The sequence below is a fragment of the Roseivirga ehrenbergii genome, assembly GCF_001593005.1.
Lineage (GTDB): Bacteria > Bacteroidota > Bacteroidia > Cytophagales > Cyclobacteriaceae > Roseivirga > Roseivirga ehrenbergii.
Genome location: NZ_LQZQ01000045.1, coordinates 308,513 through 328,198 on the forward strand (window position 1 = coordinate 308,513; position 19,686 = coordinate 328,198).

The 19,686-nt window shown below is 39.3% G+C and carries 15 protein-coding genes; 11 read left to right on the forward strand and 4 right to left on the reverse strand.

The features are described 5' to 3' along the window. Positions 1-530: 530 nt before the first annotated feature. The 3 genes from MB14_RS11645 to MB14_RS11655 all read left to right on the forward strand — a co-directional run bounded on the left by MB14_RS11645 (position 531) and on the right by MB14_RS11655 (position 3,421). Positions 531-2,384 (forward strand): hypothetical protein, encoded by a 1,854-nt coding sequence (locus MB14_RS11645; protein WP_062591764.1) that lies wholly within the window; start codon positions 531-533, stop codon positions 2,382-2,384. Between the two features lie 5 nt (positions 2,385-2,389). Beyond that, a complete protein-coding gene (locus tag MB14_RS11650; protein WP_062591766.1) occupies positions 2,390-3,094 on the forward strand; it encodes a hypothetical protein in 705 nt (234 codons plus the stop codon). Between the two features lie 72 nt (positions 3,095-3,166). After that, positions 3,167-3,421: a hypothetical protein gene (locus MB14_RS11655; RefSeq protein ID WP_132644002.1), complete on the forward strand. Its 255-nt coding sequence runs from the start codon at positions 3,167-3,169 to the stop codon at positions 3,419-3,421. Positions 3,422-3,535: 114 nt separating this feature from the next. Here the strand turns inward: MB14_RS11655 and MB14_RS11660 are convergent, their stop codons facing one another. Beyond that, positions 3,536-6,010, reverse strand: coding sequence for a Cdc6/Cdc18 family protein (locus tag MB14_RS11660; protein WP_062591770.1), 2,475 nt, complete (start codon positions 6,008-6,010; stop codon positions 3,536-3,538). A 518-nt stretch (positions 6,011-6,528) separates the two neighbouring features. Between MB14_RS11660 and MB14_RS18965 the strand changes: the two genes are divergently transcribed. The 6 genes from MB14_RS18965 (at position 6,529) to MB14_RS11685 (ending at position 13,188) form a co-directional block, all read left to right on the forward strand. Beyond that, entirely contained in the window at positions 6,529-6,708 is a 180-nt protein-coding gene (locus MB14_RS18965) for a hypothetical protein (RefSeq protein WP_221405486.1), read from the forward strand. A 276-nt stretch (positions 6,709-6,984) separates the two neighbouring features. Beyond that, positions 6,985-7,986 carry a hypothetical protein gene (locus tag MB14_RS11665; RefSeq protein ID WP_062591771.1) on the forward strand — a complete coding sequence of 334 codons (1,002 nt, stop codon included), beginning with the start codon at positions 6,985-6,987 and terminating at the stop codon, positions 7,984-7,986. A 297-nt stretch (positions 7,987-8,283) separates the two neighbouring features. Continuing rightward, the gene (locus tag MB14_RS11670; RefSeq protein WP_062591773.1) at positions 8,284-10,248 is read left to right on the forward strand and encodes a tetratricopeptide repeat-containing sensor histidine kinase; all 1,965 of its coding nucleotides are present in this window, start codon (positions 8,284-8,286) and stop codon (positions 10,246-10,248) included. Positions 10,249-10,275: 27 nt separating this feature from the next. Then, positions 10,276-10,929, forward strand: coding sequence for a response regulator (locus MB14_RS11675; RefSeq protein ID WP_053224421.1), 654 nt, complete (start codon positions 10,276-10,278; stop codon positions 10,927-10,929). A gap of 74 nt (positions 10,930-11,003) precedes the next feature. Continuing rightward, complete coding sequence (locus MB14_RS11680; RefSeq protein WP_062591775.1) at positions 11,004-11,927, forward strand: metallophosphoesterase family protein; 924 nt, start codon at positions 11,004-11,006, stop codon at positions 11,925-11,927. Positions 11,928-12,651: 724 nt separating this feature from the next. Next, positions 12,652-13,188 (forward strand): DUF4136 domain-containing protein, encoded by a 537-nt coding sequence (locus MB14_RS11685; RefSeq protein WP_062591777.1) that lies wholly within the window; start codon positions 12,652-12,654, stop codon positions 13,186-13,188. Positions 13,189-13,302: 114 nt separating this feature from the next. On the opposite strand, the gene MB14_RS11690 is transcribed toward MB14_RS11685, so the two are convergent. From MB14_RS11690 to MB14_RS11700, 3 genes are all read right to left on the reverse strand, one after another. Beyond that, entirely contained in the window at positions 13,303-14,103 is an 801-nt protein-coding gene (locus MB14_RS11690; protein WP_132644001.1) for a hypothetical protein, read from the reverse strand. Positions 14,104-14,508: 405 nt separating this feature from the next. After that, positions 14,509-15,213, reverse strand: a complete 705-nt coding sequence (locus tag MB14_RS11695) for a hypothetical protein (protein WP_062591781.1) — start codon at positions 15,211-15,213, stop codon at positions 14,509-14,511. 11 nt (positions 15,214-15,224) lie between these two features. Next, positions 15,225-18,125, reverse strand: a complete 2,901-nt coding sequence (locus MB14_RS11700) for an FAD-binding and (Fe-S)-binding domain-containing protein (RefSeq protein ID WP_062591783.1) — start codon at positions 18,123-18,125, stop codon at positions 15,225-15,227. Between the two features lie 130 nt (positions 18,126-18,255). On the opposite strand from MB14_RS11700, the gene MB14_RS11705 reads away from it, so the two are divergent. After that, positions 18,256-18,816 (forward strand): RNA polymerase sigma factor, encoded by a 561-nt coding sequence (locus MB14_RS11705; RefSeq protein WP_132644000.1) that lies wholly within the window; start codon positions 18,256-18,258, stop codon positions 18,814-18,816. After that, positions 18,813-19,628 carry an anti-sigma factor gene (locus tag MB14_RS11710; protein WP_062591785.1) on the forward strand — a complete coding sequence of 272 codons (816 nt, stop codon included), beginning with the start codon at positions 18,813-18,815 and terminating at the stop codon, positions 19,626-19,628. The genes MB14_RS11705 and MB14_RS11710 overlap by 4 nt, the downstream gene beginning before the upstream one ends. The last annotated feature ends 58 nt before the right edge of the window (positions 19,629-19,686 follow it).

The window sequence follows — 19,686 nt, forward strand, 5'->3', positions numbered from 1 at the left end:
TCAGGAATAATCTGTGATTGAGGTTGTTACTAACAGGAAATACCTGCGGTTACCGTCATTGCGAACTTGCTGTACTTCTTCGGAGTGATGGTGTTTATGTGAAGCAATCTCACTGTCTCGTGAAGCAATCTCAATTTCAAATTACATGAGCTGCTTGCTAGAGACTGCTTCGTTAAAGTCCATTGCTACCGCATGGTCTGTGCCTCGCAGTGACGCTCCGATTGAATGTTTGCGTAAAGCAATCTCACTGTCTCGTGAATTAATACTAGAGATTGCTTCGTCATGAGCTTTCGCTACCGCGAATCTCATTCCTCGCAATGACGCTCCGAATGAGCTATGTCAGTTGAACCGTCTAGCAATAAAACATTATCCTATTCCCCTGATCCACCGATACCCTGTTTCACAATCCCCAATCCCCAATGACTAATGACCAATTAACCATTGACCAATCCCTAAACTTACGTCAATTGCCTTATTGAACTGCTAGTACTTCCGAAATAGCTTTGTAGAACATTAAATTCTGGAAACTCATGTACAAAAAGCTTTGGTTCATTTGCTTGTTTATCTTCACTTTATCGTTTGTCGCATGCGATACTACCGATGATAGCGACCCTACTCAAGGATCGCTGGCTAATATTTCCTTCAAGAAGATTATGGAGCTTTCTCCCTTTGCTGCTGCTGAAAACATCAGTGTAAGCCCTAATGAGAAATACATGATATTTTCATACCGAGAGAATACCTCAGTAAAGAATTATTATTCCAAAGATGGAGGGGAATCAGTTCAGGAGCTGTTTATCTATGGTAAAGACAAGGACAAGCCGATTCAAACCAATATTAGTAACAGCGGCTTATTTGTAACTTCCGATGGCGGAGTTTATGACCTCAACAATATCAGGTCAGGTTCTGCGGCCGTGCATTATGCCACTGGAGTAACGGATTCTGGAAAGCTAATCTACATTCAGAATGATGGTGCCAATGGCAAAACTTTCTTTATCGACAATAATGGCACTTATGAAAGTACTGGAGTTCAGTTAACCATGAACGAGGATTACTACCTTGGCACTTCGGGTGAGAAAATGGGCTTTTTCGATAGTTATAATAGAGTGATAGGTGAGTTTGATGTAGTTACAAAAACCTTCACCCAAACTACTTTAACCAACCTCAATTATTCACAAGTGTATGGCAATGGGCTCAGTAGAAACAAAGTGAAAACTGCTTATAGCTACGGTCACTTTGCTTACGCAAAAGAGGGCGGAGTAATCATTATTACTCCAAGCCAAGAAATACGGTATTATAATTACCCAGCCGATTATCAGATTTGGCAAAACACCGAAGGCGGTATGAAGCTTTTTGGCGACCATGCTTATGTAAATATTTTCGATAGATGGGGCGCGAAAAAGGTATATGTAGCTTCAGGCACTACGGTAGAACCAGTTGACCATGATTTTGCCGTTTGCCGAGTAGGAGATAAGGTATATAGCCAAGGGTTTTTAGAAAATGGCTCTCGTTTTAAAAGCGGAATTATTAAGGAATCGAATGGGACGAAGTCTTATCTGCCATTGGAGTACGACTTTCAATATGCTTCAAATCAGATGTTTGGAAAAACTTATGTATTGGGCAATTACGCCTATGTGAGCGATAAAGTATACGACATTGGTGCTAAAACTTATGCCACTTCGCCCATAGGTGAAATAGTAAGCATTTATCATGACGAAAGTAAAACACTGGCTTACACTTCAAAGGGGATTTACACCAGTACTGATAACAGAAACTGGACAGAGGAATCTACCGATCTTGTAAGGCCTAACTTGGTGACCAAAGGCACCGATGGAAAATACCATGCGCTAACACTGGTTCAGCAAGTGTACATATCGCCAAGTACCCAAGCTAGAACATATTCGGTCGATATCCGTGCCTACGAGTCTATCAATGGTATTAGTTGGAACTTTGTAACCGGATCGGCCACAAACCTGTCAGGTACCGGGCCACGATTTATGAGCTCTGATGGTAAAGTTCAGGCTATAAACAATAATGTGGGTAGTGCAGGTATGTCCTCTTTTAGTGAAAACTTTGGAGAAAGTTGGGTGAGGATTGTCAACGGTGTGAATACAACAACTGGCGAAGAAGTTCCAGCTGGTTTTAAAACCAGTGAATTTGAGACGAGCAACGGTAAGTTTTTGTCAGTGCAATTTGAATTCAACGGACAGATGTTCCTGAACTCTTGCGCAACTTCTACAGGCAATTGTACCGAAATAGAAATTGTTCCAAGTTTCAATGCCGAAAGTATGTACCAGTTCGATGATGGTAGCACCACTTTAACCAGTAAAGATGAATTGGTTTTCAATACGTTAGATGGTATTTACTTATCGAGCAGTATTCGCTAAGGCTAATGAAAGAACAACTTCCTTTAGCGCCTGAAGACATTAAGAGGCTGAGAAAGCACCTTATTCCCATGATGATTTTTCCAATCATGGTGGTAGTTATGTTTGGCCTTTTTGCCTCCTTTGTTTTCGAAGATATTTTTGAAACTTTCGGTAGCGACAGCAGCGGAAAAATTATACTGGCTGTATTTGGCTTGTTCTTTTTTGGCATTATCGGTTATATGATATGGTCGGCTTCTGTCGATTTAAAAAGAGGTGTTAAATATAGAATTACTGGTAAAGTTACCGACAAGCGCTTAAATGTAACCACGTCAACCACCACAGGCAGTGGTGGTTCAAGAGGGTCGAGCGGAACTAGTACTAAAACCACCAGAAGCTACTTTTTATACATCGATGGAGAGGAGTATTCTGTAGAGTATAAAGAATATACGCGAACCAAAGTTGGTTCTCAAGTGGTACTAGACCAAGCGCCAAAATCTAAACTTACTTTAAAACTGACCGAAGTACAGCCTGTAGATTTCGACCAACAAGTAGCGGAAGAGCAGAAAACCGAGAATAGAAAATTTTTAGAAAGCACAGTTCAAGAAGTTCGCCTCAGCGACCGCGACCTAGAGGCCATAAAGGGTATTTATACTGCCGAAAAGAATAGACGGTTTATGTTTATGGGGCCTGTGCTAATTTTTGACCTGATGCTAATCGCTAATGGTTTATAGACATTCGTGTTGGTGATTTTTCCGCTTCTGCTTGTGCCATTATATCAGTTTTATAGGGTGTTGAGAAGTTACATGAGGTACAACAATGCAAAGCTTTACGGATACAAAATAGGGCACACAGCCTTGGTAGAAGATAAATTGACTTTCACTTCTAACCGTTCGGGCAATGTTAATAGGGTAGTGACTACCAGAGGCACTATTAATGTAAATACCCTTCTTTACGATAAGCTTTCCGTGGGTGATAAAGTTATTTTATTCGCTCCAAAGCAAGGTAAGCGCTACTTAAGTCTGATTACTTTAGACAAAGAAGAGTTTCATTTGGGGTAGAGGGAAGGGTTAAGTACGAGACCCGTACGGCAGGTGGTGGCGTCTATGCTGAAGCTTCAGCGCAAGCATGTGAGAGGCGCACCGTGGGCTTATGGCCTACGGACGTCTATTCGATTATGCAGGGTTTTTTTGTCTTTTTATCACTTTATCCAATCGTTCTAAGTCCTTACTTAATTTCTGTTTCAAACTTTCAACAACATCGAACATTATTGACTGGTCGTCAAAGTTCGAGACAAACTTTTTGTCATTTTTTTCCTGACTTTTAAGGTAATCTATGAAAGATTCAACCGATTCCTTTCGCTGTTGAAGATCACGATTTCCATATTCATCAGAATCAGGAAAAACATTAATTAATTGACCAAATGAATCTTCAGCATAAATAGGAGTGTCTTGAAGAACTAAGTCTATATAGTGAAAACGACTAACTAATGATTTCAAATAGTACACGCCAACCGAGGTAATAGAAATCATTGAGTTGGAGTCTAGTGAAGTTTCTTCTTCAATATCTTCAGTGTATTCAGATGTTGATATTAGTTTATAGTCAAACAACTCTTGAAGCTCTTCTTCAATTACATCTATTGTATAACCAGCTTTTAAGAATTGCTCCGTTACATCCCCAACTTTGAAATAGTCGTACTTTTTTGAAGACTGGCTTAAGCGATTAAATAAATAATTTAAAATTCGTGTTTTAGTGAAATGATTGGTATTGTTCTTACTAGGGTAAAAGAGATTTATAACCTTGCTTTTACTGGCTTCATAGTAATAATTTGAATCCAATGCGACAGATTTGAAAAATTCCCAAATCGGAATACCATCACCTACCCCATAATCAAAGGACATATACTCCGTAATCTTGGAATGGCCTGAAAGAAGAAAGCTTTTGAAATTTTCTAATCCTTGTCTAGTATTAGGATAAGAAGTTTCTTCCAAGAACTCCATGACTTCTGAGTTTTCTTTACTAAACAAAGTATCATATAAGTTTTTGAAGAGGTGTTCTAAACTTCCTTTCTGAAACTTTATACTCTTGTTTGCTGCACTCAGATTTAGTTCTTGGAAATCAAACTTTGTCATCACGTAATTAATTCTCCTTTTCAAAACTTCTCTGTAAGGAGGAGCTGTAATGTGATAAACAATTGATTGATATGCATTAAATGGTGGTTTATCTTTCCATTTGTAGAAATACCCTTCTCTTAAAGAAATAATGGATATACATTTCAAATTTCTATTTAGTCCATTACCGAGGAGAAAAACTTCCTTTTGATCTGCTTCATTGAGCTGATCTGCATTGTCAAATAGAACGCAAATTCTTTTGCTGCACTTGTGAAGCAAGTATTTCGAAATTGCCTCTAAATGTACAAGAGGGTCAGATTGTTTTGATTCAATAAATTTTGAAACTTCTTCATCCAGCCTACTGATATCATTTACAATATGTGCCCAAACACCATCCTTCTTTTTCTCGATATCCTGCTTATATATAGTTTTTAGAATATTTAATTTCGAAAGGTTGAGTTCGGGATATGTGTTTTCAAGTTGTTCAATGATATTTTGATAAATGTACTTAGTATCACGTATGGTTTGACTTGTATATAAGCGAAAATCTAGGTATACAAGAGGGCGATTTTTCTTTTGTTTTTTGGATAGAAGTACTTCCGTAAAATATTTAATGAAAGTAGTTTTTCCTGCACCTGCTGTACCAATCAAAATGATGGGGTCGGGCAAAACACTAGTGTCAACAAATAGCTGATCTGTTAACTGTTCATGAGTGCTATCAGTATTTTGAACTGGAACAATTCTGCTATCAAATGTTGGTGGTGTGTCTGAAAAAATAAATCCCAGTTCAGAGTTGTATTTTTTTACGTCCTTGTTTCGTACGTAACATTCTTCTAGAATCTTTTTTGCTTCCAAGGACTCGGTGTTATAAATCTCCTCAAAAACTTTGTTGATTACAGGAATTAGATGTTGACTGATTTGATTTCTTACTAATTCAAAATTTTTACGCTTCAGGTTAGAGTCTTTCACTATTGTCTTTCCAATATTGGACGACTTAGTAATCTTAATTTTTCCGTATTTACCAACATACTCTCTAGAAAGTAAATCATAGAATTTGTCGAAGTTCTTTTTAATGTCTTCCAAATCTTTGAAATACAAACACTTTTGCTCTTTCCAGTCTGCACCTTGAGTGTTTGAAAATTGGCCTATAATGAATTGTGTTCCATTTGTTATGACACCGAAAGCTAATCCTCTTTCAAACAAATACTGTCTTATTTGATCAATGACATCTCTATTTCCGTCATAGATTGTTTTTGCCTTTACTTCATTACCCTTTGAAGGAAGCTTGAATTCTTGAAAGTTCTTCTTGGCTTCAACTACGAATTGAAAAGTAGCAGTCTTTATTTCATAGTCAAAAAAACCAACTCTAACCCATCCTTCTCTTTCAATGTCAAATTCTGTCCACCCAAGAACATCAATTATTATTTTATCAAGAATCTTGCTTCTAGTGTCAGATTCAGATAAGTCTGACTTCAAAAATTCATTCGACTTCTTCTCAAATTCAACTAGCGCTTCAAAAGATTTATCGTAGTCTGTCATATTGTTCTTTTAATCCTGCACAACGTTAGCTATCGTTCAATTTTATGCATGATATATTTTCAATAATTTACGAAAAGTGCACGATAGCTAACCAACGGGTACTGTATAACGTGCATTTTTTGAATTTTCTAGAAAAGCACAGGGGGTTAAAAAGTATATGTGTGTTTTTCTTCTCGGAAGAAAAGAATTTAAAAGAATAATTACAAGAGAAGGTTGGTTTGTAGGTAGCAATTAGTCGGCTGAGCAATTGTCACCAACACAGTCCTGAGTTTCAGCTCTAAATCCGATTAACCAATAACTAATACACCAATCACCGATTTCCCTAGTCAAGTGCAAGGCTGTGAGAGATGCTGAAACAAGTTCAGCATGACGTGCTGCGGTTGCTTTTGAGGTATCCGTCATTGCGAGAAATGAAACCTTGTGCTAACAAGTTTTCATGACGAAGCAATCTGCCCGCTTGGAAGTCTACTGCCCAGAACTAATAGATTGCCGCGTTACAAAATTCCACTGCGTTCATTTTGTGCCTCGCAATGACGCCTGGAGTTGGTTCTGCTGCTATTGACAGACAATATCCCGAATACCAAGCACTAATTTTCTTGGCAGGCCTCTCCGCTACGGTCGAGGTGAAAAGGTGGGTGACCATGTCTAGCACAGACCTTAACCTCCCCACTTGGGAAAGTTTATATGAAGGCTTTTGAGTATGTGCGAAACTCTTGGAGATTCTTTGCTCCGCTCTGAATGACGTGGTATAGTTGACTTTTGCAGTAACCCCAACTTTTAACCATAAACCATAAACTAGGAACTGTTTCCTGCCCCGAGACTTCGGGGTCCGATTAACTGATAACTGATAACTGATAACTAATCCCCCAATGACTAATGACCATTGACCAAGTTTACGTCAATTGCCCTATTGAATGCCGTAAGCAAGCAGCCTAAGTTTGATTTATAATTTAGATTAAAATAGGAGGTACATTATGAATAGGAAATTATGGTTGTTTATGCTAGTCGCGATGTTTGCTGGCTTAACACTCAAAGCGCAATCAGTTGGTGAAATTAAAGTGAAAAAATTAGGACCCGCTAACCTGAATTATCGCAAGAGTCCTAAACGAGTTGCCATTTCTGATTTTCAGGTAAACTATCAAACAGCACTTACTTTAGAAGATGAGAAAAAGGGCGGAAAAATGTGGCGAGGTGGAATTAAAGGAGATGCCAAAGCCTCACTTACCGTAGTGCTCGATGGTTTGAACCCAGATGATTTGCAAAAACTGACTGACCAGCTATATGCCCAGTATGTGAATGATTTAAAAGCTCAGGGTTTTGAAATCGCTTCCATTGATGAAGTTTGGAACCACAATGCTTTTGTGAAAAACCGTGAGAAAAGATGGGAGTTAAAGGCAGGTGAAGGGCCCGAGCAGGGCAAAGCCTTTGGTGTGATTCTGACCAGACCATCTACGCAAAAGTTTGTTGTTCCGCTTAAAACATTCGATAAGAATAAGCCAGGTATAGCCAGTTTGGCCGATTATGTAGAAGGTACCGAAAACAAAGTGGTTAACCAGAAGCGTGACTTTATTTGGAACAAAGTAGTGATTGAGGTGACTGTTTTTGAAGATGGCCAAGGCGAGATGTCTAAAACGCTAAACAGACATGCAGGTTCGGCACAGGTAAAGGTGGAAACCAATTTTAAGGTGAATGAAGCCAGCACAAACAGATTTGATATGGGGACTTTCATGGCTCGAGGCGGAGTGGAAATCCAGGATGTTTTGGAAAGACAAAAGTTTGAGGCAGGTATGAATGCCGACAGAGATAAATTAGGAACAGATTATGGTGTTTTGAGAGTATGGAGTGTTGAAGATAGAGAGAAAACCAATTTTGCTACCGTGGTTTGCGACCCTTCTAAATACTTAAAAGGTGCTGAAATGGCAGTAGACGCATTCTTAAAATCTACTGTTCAGGAAATGGCCGCTAAAGCCAATTGAGAATACTTTTTATGGTGATGTGCATAAGCTCGTTGGGTTCTCAATTTATTCAGAACTCGCGGGCTTTGCCTTTTGAGTTTCTATCGCCATTTCTAATTTCTCTTTCTTTTTGTATGATTGTGTTTGTGCTTTAAGCGCTTTTTAGGAAGAAATTCAGGCATGTTTCAACCCAAAACTTGTGAATAATCAAATTGGCTACATTCTTATTAAAGACTTGATCTGATTGTGAATAAAAAAATATTTGAAATACTTTAAAGCCTAACTCTTCCAATTAAAATTCTTCTCTATTTTTATTCCATGCGTTCATTCCATAAACTTCGTTTTCTAATAGCCATTTCGCTGTTACTATTTGCGACTGTCTGTTTACAGGCACAGAATACACCTCAATCGGTTATCGATGCCCTTAAAGATTCACTCTCTCTGAAGAGTGGAAAAGAGCGAATTGAGTTTTTAGGAGATATCGGTTTTAAGTACCGAACCATTAATAAAGACAGTGCATGGCATTACGTTCGCCAGGCCTATAAAGAAGCAGAGGCTTTTGGAGACAAAGATCTTCAAGGTAGAATATCAATGAATTTGGCCATTCTGAAAACCGAGGCCGGAGATTACGAGGATGCCATTAAGTCTTATAAACTCGCCATGAATTTGGTAGACTCTACCAATGGTTCGCAAACGCTGAGTTTTGTATATCACAATATGGCCAATGCCTATGAACGCACTGGCGTTATAGATACCGCTATTTACTATTCCTTAAAGGCACTTAGACGATATGAAGTTGCCAATGATTCGCAGAGAATTGCATCGGTAAAGCTGAATATTGCCAGTCAATACCGAACCATTAAAGAGTATGAGTTGTCGGAAAAGGTGAATATGGAATCGTTGGAAATGTATCGCGCTTTGGGCGATGTGTTTTTTCAGGCGGCAATTGAAAATAATTTATCCTTGCTCAATAATGATCAGGAACGATACGAAGAAGCACTTCAGCATGCAGAAAAGTCACTGGAATTATGGCAGTCTATTGGGCAAAGGTTGGTCGTAGCTTACAGTTATACCAATTTAGGTATTGCGCAAAAAGGACTGGGTCAGTTAAATGAATCTGAGCAATCTCTTAAAAACGCCTTGGCACTTCAGCAAGAAAGGGGAGATAGATATGAGGTAATATTCTTGAAGATGCATTTAGCAGATGTATTAAATAAGAGGGGAAATTATACCGAAGCGGCAAACTTAGGTAAAGAAGCATATCAAGGAGCCGTGGATGATGACCTGCTTATCTTTCAACAAAAAACAGCACTCACGCTTTCTAGCATTTATGAAAATGAGCGCAACTACCAAAACGCATTAGTTTACCTGAAAAAGAGTAATGCGGCTCAGGATAGCCTATTTATTACCGATAAGGCCAAAGAAGTTTTAAAACTAAAGCAACAATACGAAACAGAACAAAAGGAAAACGAAATCCTTCGTCAACAAAATGAACTGGTTGAAAACGAGCTGATTATTAAAAAACGAAACAACTTGCTTTTGGCCAGCGGTGGCTTAGTGATACTTATTCTTGTGATAGGTTATGGGGTTTTTAGAGATCAGAAGTTGAAAGCACAAGCGCAAAAACGAGAGGCTGAACTGCAAAAGGCCATGGTAGAAGCCCAAGCACAAGAAAATTTAAAGGAACAACGTATTCGTATTGCCCGCGATTTACACGATAATATCGGATCTCAACTTACCTATATTACCTCAATTACAGATACCGCAAAACGCAATATCGATAAAGGGGAGGTGTTTATGGCAGAGAAACTAACCCAAATGAAGCAGTTCACTTTAGTTACCATTGCTGAATTGCGCGATACCATTTGGGCGATGAATAAAGATGAAATCAGTTTAGAAGATATTCAGGAGCGTACAAATCAATTGGCGGCTACGATTCACGATGCCACCGATGATGCCATTAGCGTACGCACAGTTGGCGAAAATAGCGATAAAGTACTGAATGCTTTTGTGGGAATGAACCTGTTCAGGATTATCCAAGAATCGATCAATAATGCCGTAAAACACTCTGAAACTAGAGAGGTGGTGGTGTCTTTTAAAGAGGTTGGAAGCAAGATGGAAATTGTGATTGAAGACTTCGGAAAGGGCTTTGACACCAAAACACAGTCTGCTGGAAACGGACTTTATATTATGAAAAGTAGAGCGGAAAAAGCCGGGATAGAATTTAAGCTAAGCAGTAAAGTAGGAGAGGGAACAAAAGTAGAATTGACTGTGGAAGCCTAAAATATAGAAATTAAGACAGTTAGAAGTATGAAATTAAGATTGGCTATAGTAGATGACAATACCTTTTTAGCGAGGGCGATTAATGAGAAACTGTCTCCTTACAGTGATTTAGATATTAAATACACTGTACACAACGGAAGCGAATTTCTAGCCAAATTGGAGAAGAACCATAACCTTGATTTGGTATTGATGGACATTGAAATGCCTGTGCTCGATGGTATTGAAACCGTCAATATTGTCAAGCAGAAATACCCACATATCAAGGTGCTTATGCTCACTGTTTTCGATAATGATGAGAATATTTTTAATGCCATTCGTGTAGGGGCAGACGGCTATTTACTTAAGGAAATTGAAGGGGATAAACTTCATAAAGCCATTATAGAAACCATTGAAGGAGGGGCAGCCATGAGCCCATCCATTGCAGTAAAAACACTAAAACTGCTTCGTTATCCCGAAAAACAAGACTCACTCCGAATAGAAGAAGATATTGTAGACTTAAGTACACGCGAACAAGAAGTATTGGAGCAGTTGGCAGAAGGGCTTAGCTATACGGTAATTGCCAATAACCTATTCCTTTCGCCCAGTACAGTAAGAAAGCACATCGAAAACATCTACAAAAAACTACAAGTGCATAACAAGCTAGAGGCCGTTCAAAAGGCCAGAAGACAGAGTTTGATATAGAAAACTTAAAGTCAAAAATTTCCTTATCGTTTAAGGCTTTTGTTACTTTAGAAGCAGATCTAAAGTAATCCAAAATGAACGGTAAAGTGGTTGATAATTCCAGAAGAAAATTTTTGAAAAACAGCGGTTTAGTCACGCTGTCTACCTTTCTACCGCTTTCAATCTATGCCTGTCAACCAGACAAGACTTCGAAAATCAGATTTGGCCTCACTACCGATTCACACTATGCCGATCGTGAAAACTCTGGCACTCGCTACTACCGCGATTCTATTGCGAAAATGAATGAGTTTGTGGAGGTAATGAACAGCGAAAAAGTCGACTTCGTTGCACATTTAGGTGATTTTAAAGATGAAGACCTGAATCAGGAAGAAGCAGATACGCTACGCTATTTAGAAACGCTAGAGAATGCTTATGCAAAATTTGATGGGCCTCGTTTTCACTGTGTAGGCAACCACGATGTAGACAGCATAAGGAAAGAGCAGTTCCTAAATCATACAGAAAACACGGGTATTGATAAGTCGAAGAGTTATTATTCTTTCGATAAAGAAGGCTTCCATTTTGTGGTATTGGATGCGAATTACCATGCCGATGGGAGAAACCAATTTTACAAAGAAGGAGCAGATTGGCAGGATGCCAATATTCCTGAGGTTGAATATGATTGGCTCAAGCAAGATTTAGAAGAGAATGATTTGCCTACGATTGTTTTCTGTCATCACCCGCTTTATGAATTCAATAAAGAAGGTGCTAAGTTTCATGTCAACGATTACCAGAGATTTCAGCAATTGTTCGAAGCCTCAGGTAAAGTATTGGCCGTATTCCATGGTCATGTGCACGCAGAGGAACACACTCAAATCAATGGAATTCATTATGTCACCCAGTTAGGCATGGTTGACTACCAAGGCTTGGAGAACAACAGCTTTGCCATTGTAGAAATTGATGACCAAGCCATCCATATCAAAGGCTATAAAAGGGTAAGCGACCTGACGCTGGAGTTTTAATATTATTGGTGGCTTTTGTAGGGTAGGAAAGTGAGTGCCAGAACGCAGTAGGGTTAATCAAGTGTTGAAGATCAGCAAAGCGAAAATGCTCATTTTCTTTCCCTGAGGTACGAAGGGTCTAAAAAACAAAGAGTGCTGTCTTTGATAATAAGCAGACATACGTTTGGAAAGCCTGCGGCAGTGAAAAGTGTGAAAGGATGCTTACAGCATGACTTAGCTTTGGGTATTGTGCCAACGCCATTTCTGTATCAGGTAAGTTGGCTTGAAAGTCACTCTGCTCCAAAACTTCAGAGGTCTTTTTCAGTAACATAGATAGAAACACTGAACTGAGAAGGATGCCGAGATTTACCGAATTAAATACCCCAAAATGCCATGTGAATATTCAAGTGTTGAAGATCAGCAAAGCGAAAACGCTTGTTTTCCTTCCCTGAGGTACGAAGGGTCTAAAAAAACACCATGTTTAAAATAACGAGTGCAGTTCTTGATCAATAAGTAGTCACAGGTTCGGAGAACCTGCGACAGTAGAGACAGTAGATTCAGAACCACAGAAAGAAACGTTAAGTAGCAAAGGTCACGAAGGTATTAGAACGGTACGTTCAAAATACGGTACCGTTAGGCTCGCTTATACTCCAAATACTAACCTGACTTAAGTCAGGTTATTCATTGACTCCGGTCATTAGGCGAGTAGAATAATCAAGGTACATTTGTTTTAAATAAAATAGACATGAAGAAGATTTTACCCCTGTTTTTACTCTGTTTTCTGGCACTTAGTTGCTCAGAAAAACTATATGTAACCTCCGACCAAGAAAAGGACATTGACTTTACTCAGTATGAAAGTTTTGCATGGGCAGAAGGTCAAGAAAAACCTGGTAAATCGAATCCAATGTTTGATAATGAGCTCAATCGTAAGCGAATTATGGAGGCGGTAGAAGCTGAAATGGAGATACTGGGCATTGAGAAAACAACAGGAACGCCTGATTTAGTACTTGATTTTCATATTGTCATAGATCAGAAAATAAGTTCTCTGACGCATAACGATTACCCCTACAATGTGAAATATTGGTCAGACTATCAGGTGGAGTCTTATACTTTTAACCAAGGTAGTATCGTGATTCATATGGTAGATAATCAAAAAGAGCTTTTGGTTTGGCAGGGCATTGGCAGTAAAACCCTCAATGACGTTCCGCCTAAGGACGCAGAAGAAAGAATCAAAAAAGGAGTAAAAGCTATTATGGCCAAATTTCCTACAGCGAAAAAATAATTAACTCTATTTTAAAAATGCCCTTGTTGATTTTGATCAGCAAGGGCATTTTTGTTACAAATCATTTAGCGCTTACCCTCGATTTTTTTTTAACAATAGTAGAGCGAGCTGATTTTAATCTTTGAACTTATAGGTACTTACATAATCATTGACTTGCCCATTGTATAACTCTATGTGAGTAATCTTCTTCACAGGATGCCCCTTTTTATGATATTGGTAAGTGTAGGTGTTTGTGCTAGATACTTCACCCTTGTTGTTTTTTATTAGCATTTGACCAGGATTATTCTCACTCAACTTTATAAATGGGTTGAATGGATGAATTGAGAACATATTGTCTCCATTGATTCTGTCATCATACCCACTATAAGAGAAGGTGGTGAGCAGTTTGGCTTCAGCTCCATTGGTAGTATAATAGTACAGACGTTGTTCGGTAATATTACCATTTGCATCGTAATCGTAGCTTTCTCCGCTTACAGGAATTACACCACCTTCTTCTGGAATATCTTGATATGTAGTAGACTTGGACAGTCTTCCTTGTTCATTGTATTCAAAAGTATGGAATTGATTGTGTGTAGAGAATACGTATTCATCAGTCCTTACAATCCTATCGCCATCGTAGGTATAAAGCATTCTCCAACCATTGTCAACATGAGATTCTGTTAATACACCTTCATCATTGTAGAAGTAAATTTGAGTAGATTCCCCCCAGCTTTCATCTGAGTATTTGGAAACCATGTAAATTCTGATCAACCTATACTGGCTATCAAAATAAAGTGTTCGACTATAGTTCAGCTCCGAATAGGTTTCTGGTAATAAACGCTTGTCGGGTACCGCACTATCATCTGGTGAGCAGGATGAAATGAAGGCTAGCGTAAATAAAAGCATCAGCCTAAATGACCATTTAGTGGTATGCATAAAAATTAAATTTTGAGTTTTCGACCTGTTAATTCTTGAAAAATAAACTAACAATGATCCCTAGACCCAAAATCGAAATACAAGGTTGGAGAGGAATAAAAATATTTTGTAAAGGTGCTTACAAGGCCAAGGCCTTTTACGTAGCGAAGAAATTGAGGTAAGCAGAATATAATGCTTTCTTACTTTACGCAGTGATAGACCCTTCGTTTCTCTCAGGGAAAGAAACAGACGGATGACTGACATAATTAACTAAATCGGCAAGTTCATCCCCTTATGTACAGAGACTCTAGTGATTCTGGAAACTGATTAAACCTAGTTTTCTCCTGAGTGCAGCAAAGAAACTAATAACACATCTTCGGATTTTTTGTAATGAGGCTACATCAAGGCAATAGAAGAATATTCATTTTACTTCACTTCAATAGAGTCCTCTATTTGAATCTCTTGAACTACTCCGCCTTGCATTGTAGTTATAATACCTCTTATTATTTTAGTGCCTTTAGATTTTGGTGTGTAGTCAAATAGAATATTTGTCTCTGAATTAATATGTTCTTCAATTTCTTTGGTGTCTTGATCTATAATATCAAACTCCACAAGATTTTTTAAGGTAGATAATCCTACGGATAGATAAACTCTTCCGCTTGTAGCTTTTCCTTTTTGTAAACCATTTGAACCAAAATTCACTTGGGCAAAGGCCATATCTGATAGTAAAAAATAATCCATTAATATTTGGCTCGTCTTCGCTATCAGTAGATTCTCCTTAATAAATAATGATTCGTGGTCTGTAACTTTGGCGTCAAAAAAGGTTAAATCCTTGCTTAGGGAAGGGTTTAATTTTCGGACCTGTTCTACAATCAAACTCAATTGGTTCTTATAATCGTTATAATCACCATAAATGATGGCTGCTTTACCTAATTCTCGGGCTTTTTTCAGTGCTTCGATTGGCTCCCTAACAAAATCAATATGGCCAGTGACTTGTTGTTTGTTTAATAAGTAATCTAGTGCTTGTTGGTTTGTAATATCTAGTAGCGATAAGGGTTTACTTGCCGAATCATTTTGACATGAGAAAGCGAATAGACAAAAGGCGATCAGAGAGAGTGTTTTCTTAATCATAGTTTTATTGTTTAAATAACGGCCTCCCACAACACTTCCACCGGATGTTTGGCAATTCTACTCGTACCGTCTTTGATTTGATGACGGCAACTTGTTCCTGCAGCAGCAATAATGACTTCTTTAGGTTGCTGGCGCACGGTAGGGAAGAGCACCAATTCGCCAATTTTCATAGACACCTCATAATGCTCCTTTTCATAACCAAACGATCCGGCCATACCACAACAGCCCGAAGCAATCATATGCACGGTAAAGTTCTTGGGTAACGAAAGCATTTTCTTGGTGGGTACCATAGACGAAAGCGACTTTTGGTGGCAATGACCATGTACTTTAATCAATTTGGTTTCGGTGCCAAACTGCTCGGAAGTAATATTCCCTTTGTCAATTTCTTGTGCCAAAAACTCTTCAATGGTAAATACATGTGCTGAAAGTACCTTTGCTTTTTCCTGCATTTCGCCCCGCGTTAGGCTGATGTATTCATCTCTAAAGGTCAGAATGGCTGAGGGTTCTACGCCAATTAATGGTGCATTAACATCGATCAGCGCACTGAATTGTTCAACGTTCTGTTCTGCCAAAACTTTAGCTTCATCCAATAAGCCTTTAGAAAGCTGCGGACGACCAGAGTCGGCATGAGGAACAAACAGAACTTCATAGCCCAGTTGGCTTAACAGAAGCACAGTGGTTTTTCCAATTTCAGCATCATTGTAATTGGTAAACTCATCGCAGAAAAAATAGACCTTACGATTTGAGGTTCTCGGCTTAAATTCCTTTTTCAACCACTGGGCCAAAGGCTGCTTGGCCAATGCGGGCATGCTTCGTTCTTTCGCAAAGCCCGCAATCGACTTGGCAATATTCCCTGTAAGGCGATTTCCAAACACTAAATTATAAGCCCAAGGTGCCTTGCTGGCCAGTTTCATGCTTTTAGAAAAGTGGGCAATCTGTTTGGTGCGAAAAGGAATTCCGTTGCTTTTGTGGTACTGATGCTGCCATTCTCCTTTTAGCTTGGCCATGTCTACATTAGAAGGACATTCTGAAGAACAGCCTTTGCACGACAGGCATAAGTCCATTACCTCCTTAATCTCTGGATTATCAAAGGGGTTGGCCTCTGTAGAATGGGTAAGGATTTCGCGAAGCATATTGGCCCTGGCGCGTGTAGTGTCTTTTTCATCACGTGTGGCCATGTAACTCGGGCACATCGTTCCGCCACTTAATTCTGTTTTTCGGCAGTCACCCGAACCGTTGCACAATTCAGCGGAGCGCAAAATGCCTTCATGTTCTGAAAAGTCAAAAACGGTATCAAATTCAGGCGTGATTTGATTTTTCTCGTAGCGCAAGAAAGTGTCCATCGGAGGAGTGTCCACAATCTTATTGGGATTGAAAATATTTTCTGGGTCCCAAATGCGCTTCATTTGCTTTACCAGTTGGTAATTATGCTCACCAATCATTTGGGGTAGAAACTCACCGCGCAAACGCCCGTCACCGTGTTCACCCGAAAGCGATCCTTTATATTTCTTTACCAAAGTGGCAATTTCTTCTGCAATGGTGCGGAAGAGTCTTTGGCCTTCTTCCGTCTTTAAATTAAGAATAGGGCGCAAGTGCAATTCTCCCGAACCCGCATGCGCATAATGCACGGCAAACAGTCCATACTTCTCAAGAATTTGGTTGAACTCACGAATGTAGGCGGGCAAATCCTTAACATCTACAGCAGTATCTTCAATCACAGGTGCAGGCTTGGCATCGCCTGGAATATTGGATAACAGTCCTAAACCTGCTTTTCGTAAATCCCAAACCAGTTTAATGGCATCACCTTTTACCACAGGGTAGGCATAGCCATGGCCAGTAGTTTTCAGCTCTTCAATAAGCGTCAATACTTTGGCATCGGCTTCATCCGCTGTTTCTCCATTAAGTTCCACCACCAAAATCGCCTGTGGGTCGCCTTGAACAAAGAAGCGATTGGCCTTGTACATGGCGTTTCGCTTGGTGGCTTCCAAAATATAATGGTCCATCAACTCACAAGCCGAAGGTGCATATTTCAGCGCAACCAAATTTGCCCGAAGGGAATCATCAATAGTTTCGGAATGAATACAGACCAAACGTTTGTGATTGGGTGGGAGTGGAGTAAGCTTTAGTTTGGCTTGGGTAATAAAACATAAGGTACCTTCCGATCCCGCTATTAAGCTGCTAAGGTTAAAGGGGCTACCGTTTTCGCTAAATGGCTGTTGCCGCAAAAGCATATCGAGCGCATAACCGTTGTTTCTTCTGGGTACATCTGGTTTGGGGAAGCCATCAATAATCTCCTTTTGGTTAATGGGTTGCTGCAACATTTCGAGTGTTTCAGCATAGATTTTACTCTGAAGCGATTTGTTCTGCTGCTTTAACTCATTTACCTCCACAGGGCCAAAATGGGCTTCACTACCATCGGCTAAAATGGTTTTCACTTCAAGTAAATGCTCTCTAGTACTTCCGTACACCACTGAATTTGAACCGCAAGAATTATTGCCAATCATTCCACCAATCATGGCGCGATTGGCGGTAGAGGTTTCTGGTGCGAAAAACACCCCATATTGCGCTAAGTGTTTGTTCAGGTCGTCTCGAACAATTCCAGGTTCTACCCATGCATAGCCTTCTTCAGTATTTACTTCTAATACTTTGCCGTAGTGTTTAGACAGGTCTACTACTATGCCATTGCCCACTACTTGACCCGCTAATGAGGTGCCGGCAGTTCTTGGAATCAGTCCTGTTTTATTTTCCCGAGCAAAATTAACTAGGGTGATAAGGTCTTTCTGGCCTTTAGGAACAGCTACTGCTAAGGGAAGCTCACGATAAGCAGAAGCATCTGTGGCATAAAGTTTTCGTGTAGTGGTATCGGTAAATAATTCGCCTTGAAGAGCAGATTGAAGGGTATTCCAGTTCATGAATGCAAATTAATTGATTCGCTTAGAACTGAACTGTTTGTTTGAAGGAATTAATTGAGCCTATTAACTTATTTTTTCTGAGGCTAAACAATTGCATTATACTTTAGTTTCAACCCTATAATCCTTGATTTTGCCAACTCAACTCAAATATCTCACATCAGAAACGCCCATTGAAGAAAGGATAGCAATGCTATTGGCTGACCGTGATAGAACAGCTGTTCGGCTCATATACCAAAACTATTCGCCCATTTTGCTAAATGTAATTTTAAGAATAGTAAAGTATGAGGATGTCGCCAAAGATGTACTTCAAGACGCTTTATTAAAAATTTGGCGTAATTCTACTAATTTCGATGCTTCAAAGGGAAGTTTGTTTACTTGGTTAGTAAGAGTCTGCCGTAACGCTGCAATCGACAAGACGAGGTCTAAAGATTTTAAGCAAAGGCAAAAATCTGAACAATCGGTTGACCTCGTATTTGTTTCGGAAACGTTTGGGAACGAATCAGAGGTAAATGATCAGTCGGTTAGAGAATTAATGTTTCAACTCCCCGAAAAACAGCGTACGCTTATTAGTATGTCGTTTTTTGAGGGATACAGCCATCCAGAAATTTCTGAGCGACTAAGTATTCCTTTAGGAACAGTGAAAACGCGCATTAGAATGGCGCTACAACATTTAAGGTCAGTAGTAGAATGAATATTCAAGAGTACATAGCATCAGGTATTTTGGAGTCTTATTGGGCAGGTGAGCTCAGTGATGAGGAAATGCAGGAAGTAGATGCAATGGCAGTTCGTTATCCAGAAATAGCCGCAGAACTCGATGAATTAAGGAATGTACTTATCAGTTTGGCCAATAGTCAAGCGGGTGCTGAAGATTCAGCCGTACTTGATTTGGTAACGAGTACCATTCGGGACGAGGAAAAGGAAGCTTTTTTAAGGGCTATTGACGAACCTGAAACTCAAATCAAGAAAATTAGAGTAATTCCTAGATGGATAACCGCGGCAGCTGTTTTGTTGTTTTTGAGCATTGCATTCAATGTTTATTTCTTTTTAAGAATGCAAAGCGCAAAAGACGATGTGCGTAGAATTGCTGCAGAGAATTCAAAAATGGCTTATAAAATTGAGTCTACTCAACAAGAATTAGACTATGCCGAATTACGTGTAGCTCATTTTTTGAATGATGATAATATACATGTGCGATTGGATGGTTCTGAACTCTCTCCAAAATCATTTGCCAATGTTTTCTGGAATAAGAACACCAATGCTGTATTTATCAGTGTAGATAATTTACCTGAGCCACCAAAAGGACATCAATATCAGCTTTGGGCCATCAAACCTGGGCAAGCTCCAATCGATGCCGGAATTTTTGACCATAACCAATTGGTGCAAGAATTAAAAGTGATCAAAGGAGAGGTGCAAGCTTTTGCCATTACGCTCGAAGAAGAGGGAGGTACACCTGTTGCTACCGTAGATCAAACCTATGCCAGAGGTTTTTTGAAAAAAAGTTAGGCATCAAAAATCTATAGCCATCTCTTTGGTCGTAGTTAGAGTGAATTTAAACTAAAAC

Excerpts from the sequence above, each read along its gene's own strand:
- MB14_RS11655 (WP_132644002.1), top strand. The coding sequence starts at position 3,167 with ATGAGGTACAACAATGCAAAGCTTTACGGATACAAAATAGGGCACACA.
- MB14_RS11710 (WP_062591785.1), top strand. The coding sequence starts at position 18,813 with ATGAATATTCAAGAGTACATAGCATCAGGTATTTTGGAGTCTTATTGG.
- MB14_RS11650 (WP_062591766.1), top strand. The coding sequence starts at position 2,390 with ATGAAAGAACAACTTCCTTTAGCGCCTGAAGACATTAAGAGGCTGAGA.
- MB14_RS11680 (WP_062591775.1), top strand. The coding sequence starts at position 11,004 with ATGAACGGTAAAGTGGTTGATAATTCCAGAAGAAAATTTTTGAAAAAC.
- MB14_RS11685 (WP_062591777.1), top strand. The coding sequence starts at position 12,652 with ATGAAGAAGATTTTACCCCTGTTTTTACTCTGTTTTCTGGCACTTAGT.
- MB14_RS11695 (WP_062591781.1), bottom strand. The coding sequence starts at position 15,213 with ATGATTAAGAAAACACTCTCTCTGATCGCCTTTTGTCTATTCGCTTTC.
- MB14_RS11670 (WP_062591773.1), top strand. The coding sequence starts at position 8,284 with ATGCGTTCATTCCATAAACTTCGTTTTCTAATAGCCATTTCGCTGTTA.
- MB14_RS11690 (WP_132644001.1), bottom strand. The coding sequence starts at position 14,103 with ATGCATACCACTAAATGGTCATTTAGGCTGATGCTTTTATTTACGCTA.
- MB14_RS11660 (WP_062591770.1), bottom strand. The coding sequence starts at position 6,010 with ATGACAGACTACGATAAATCTTTTGAAGCGCTAGTTGAATTTGAGAAG.
- MB14_RS11665 (WP_062591771.1), top strand. The coding sequence starts at position 6,985 with ATGAATAGGAAATTATGGTTGTTTATGCTAGTCGCGATGTTTGCTGGC.
- MB14_RS11700 (WP_062591783.1), bottom strand. The coding sequence starts at position 18,125 with ATGAACTGGAATACCCTTCAATCTGCTCTTCAAGGCGAATTATTTACC.
- MB14_RS11645 (WP_062591764.1), top strand. The coding sequence starts at position 531 with ATGTACAAAAAGCTTTGGTTCATTTGCTTGTTTATCTTCACTTTATCG.
- MB14_RS11675 (WP_053224421.1), top strand. The coding sequence starts at position 10,276 with ATGAAATTAAGATTGGCTATAGTAGATGACAATACCTTTTTAGCGAGG.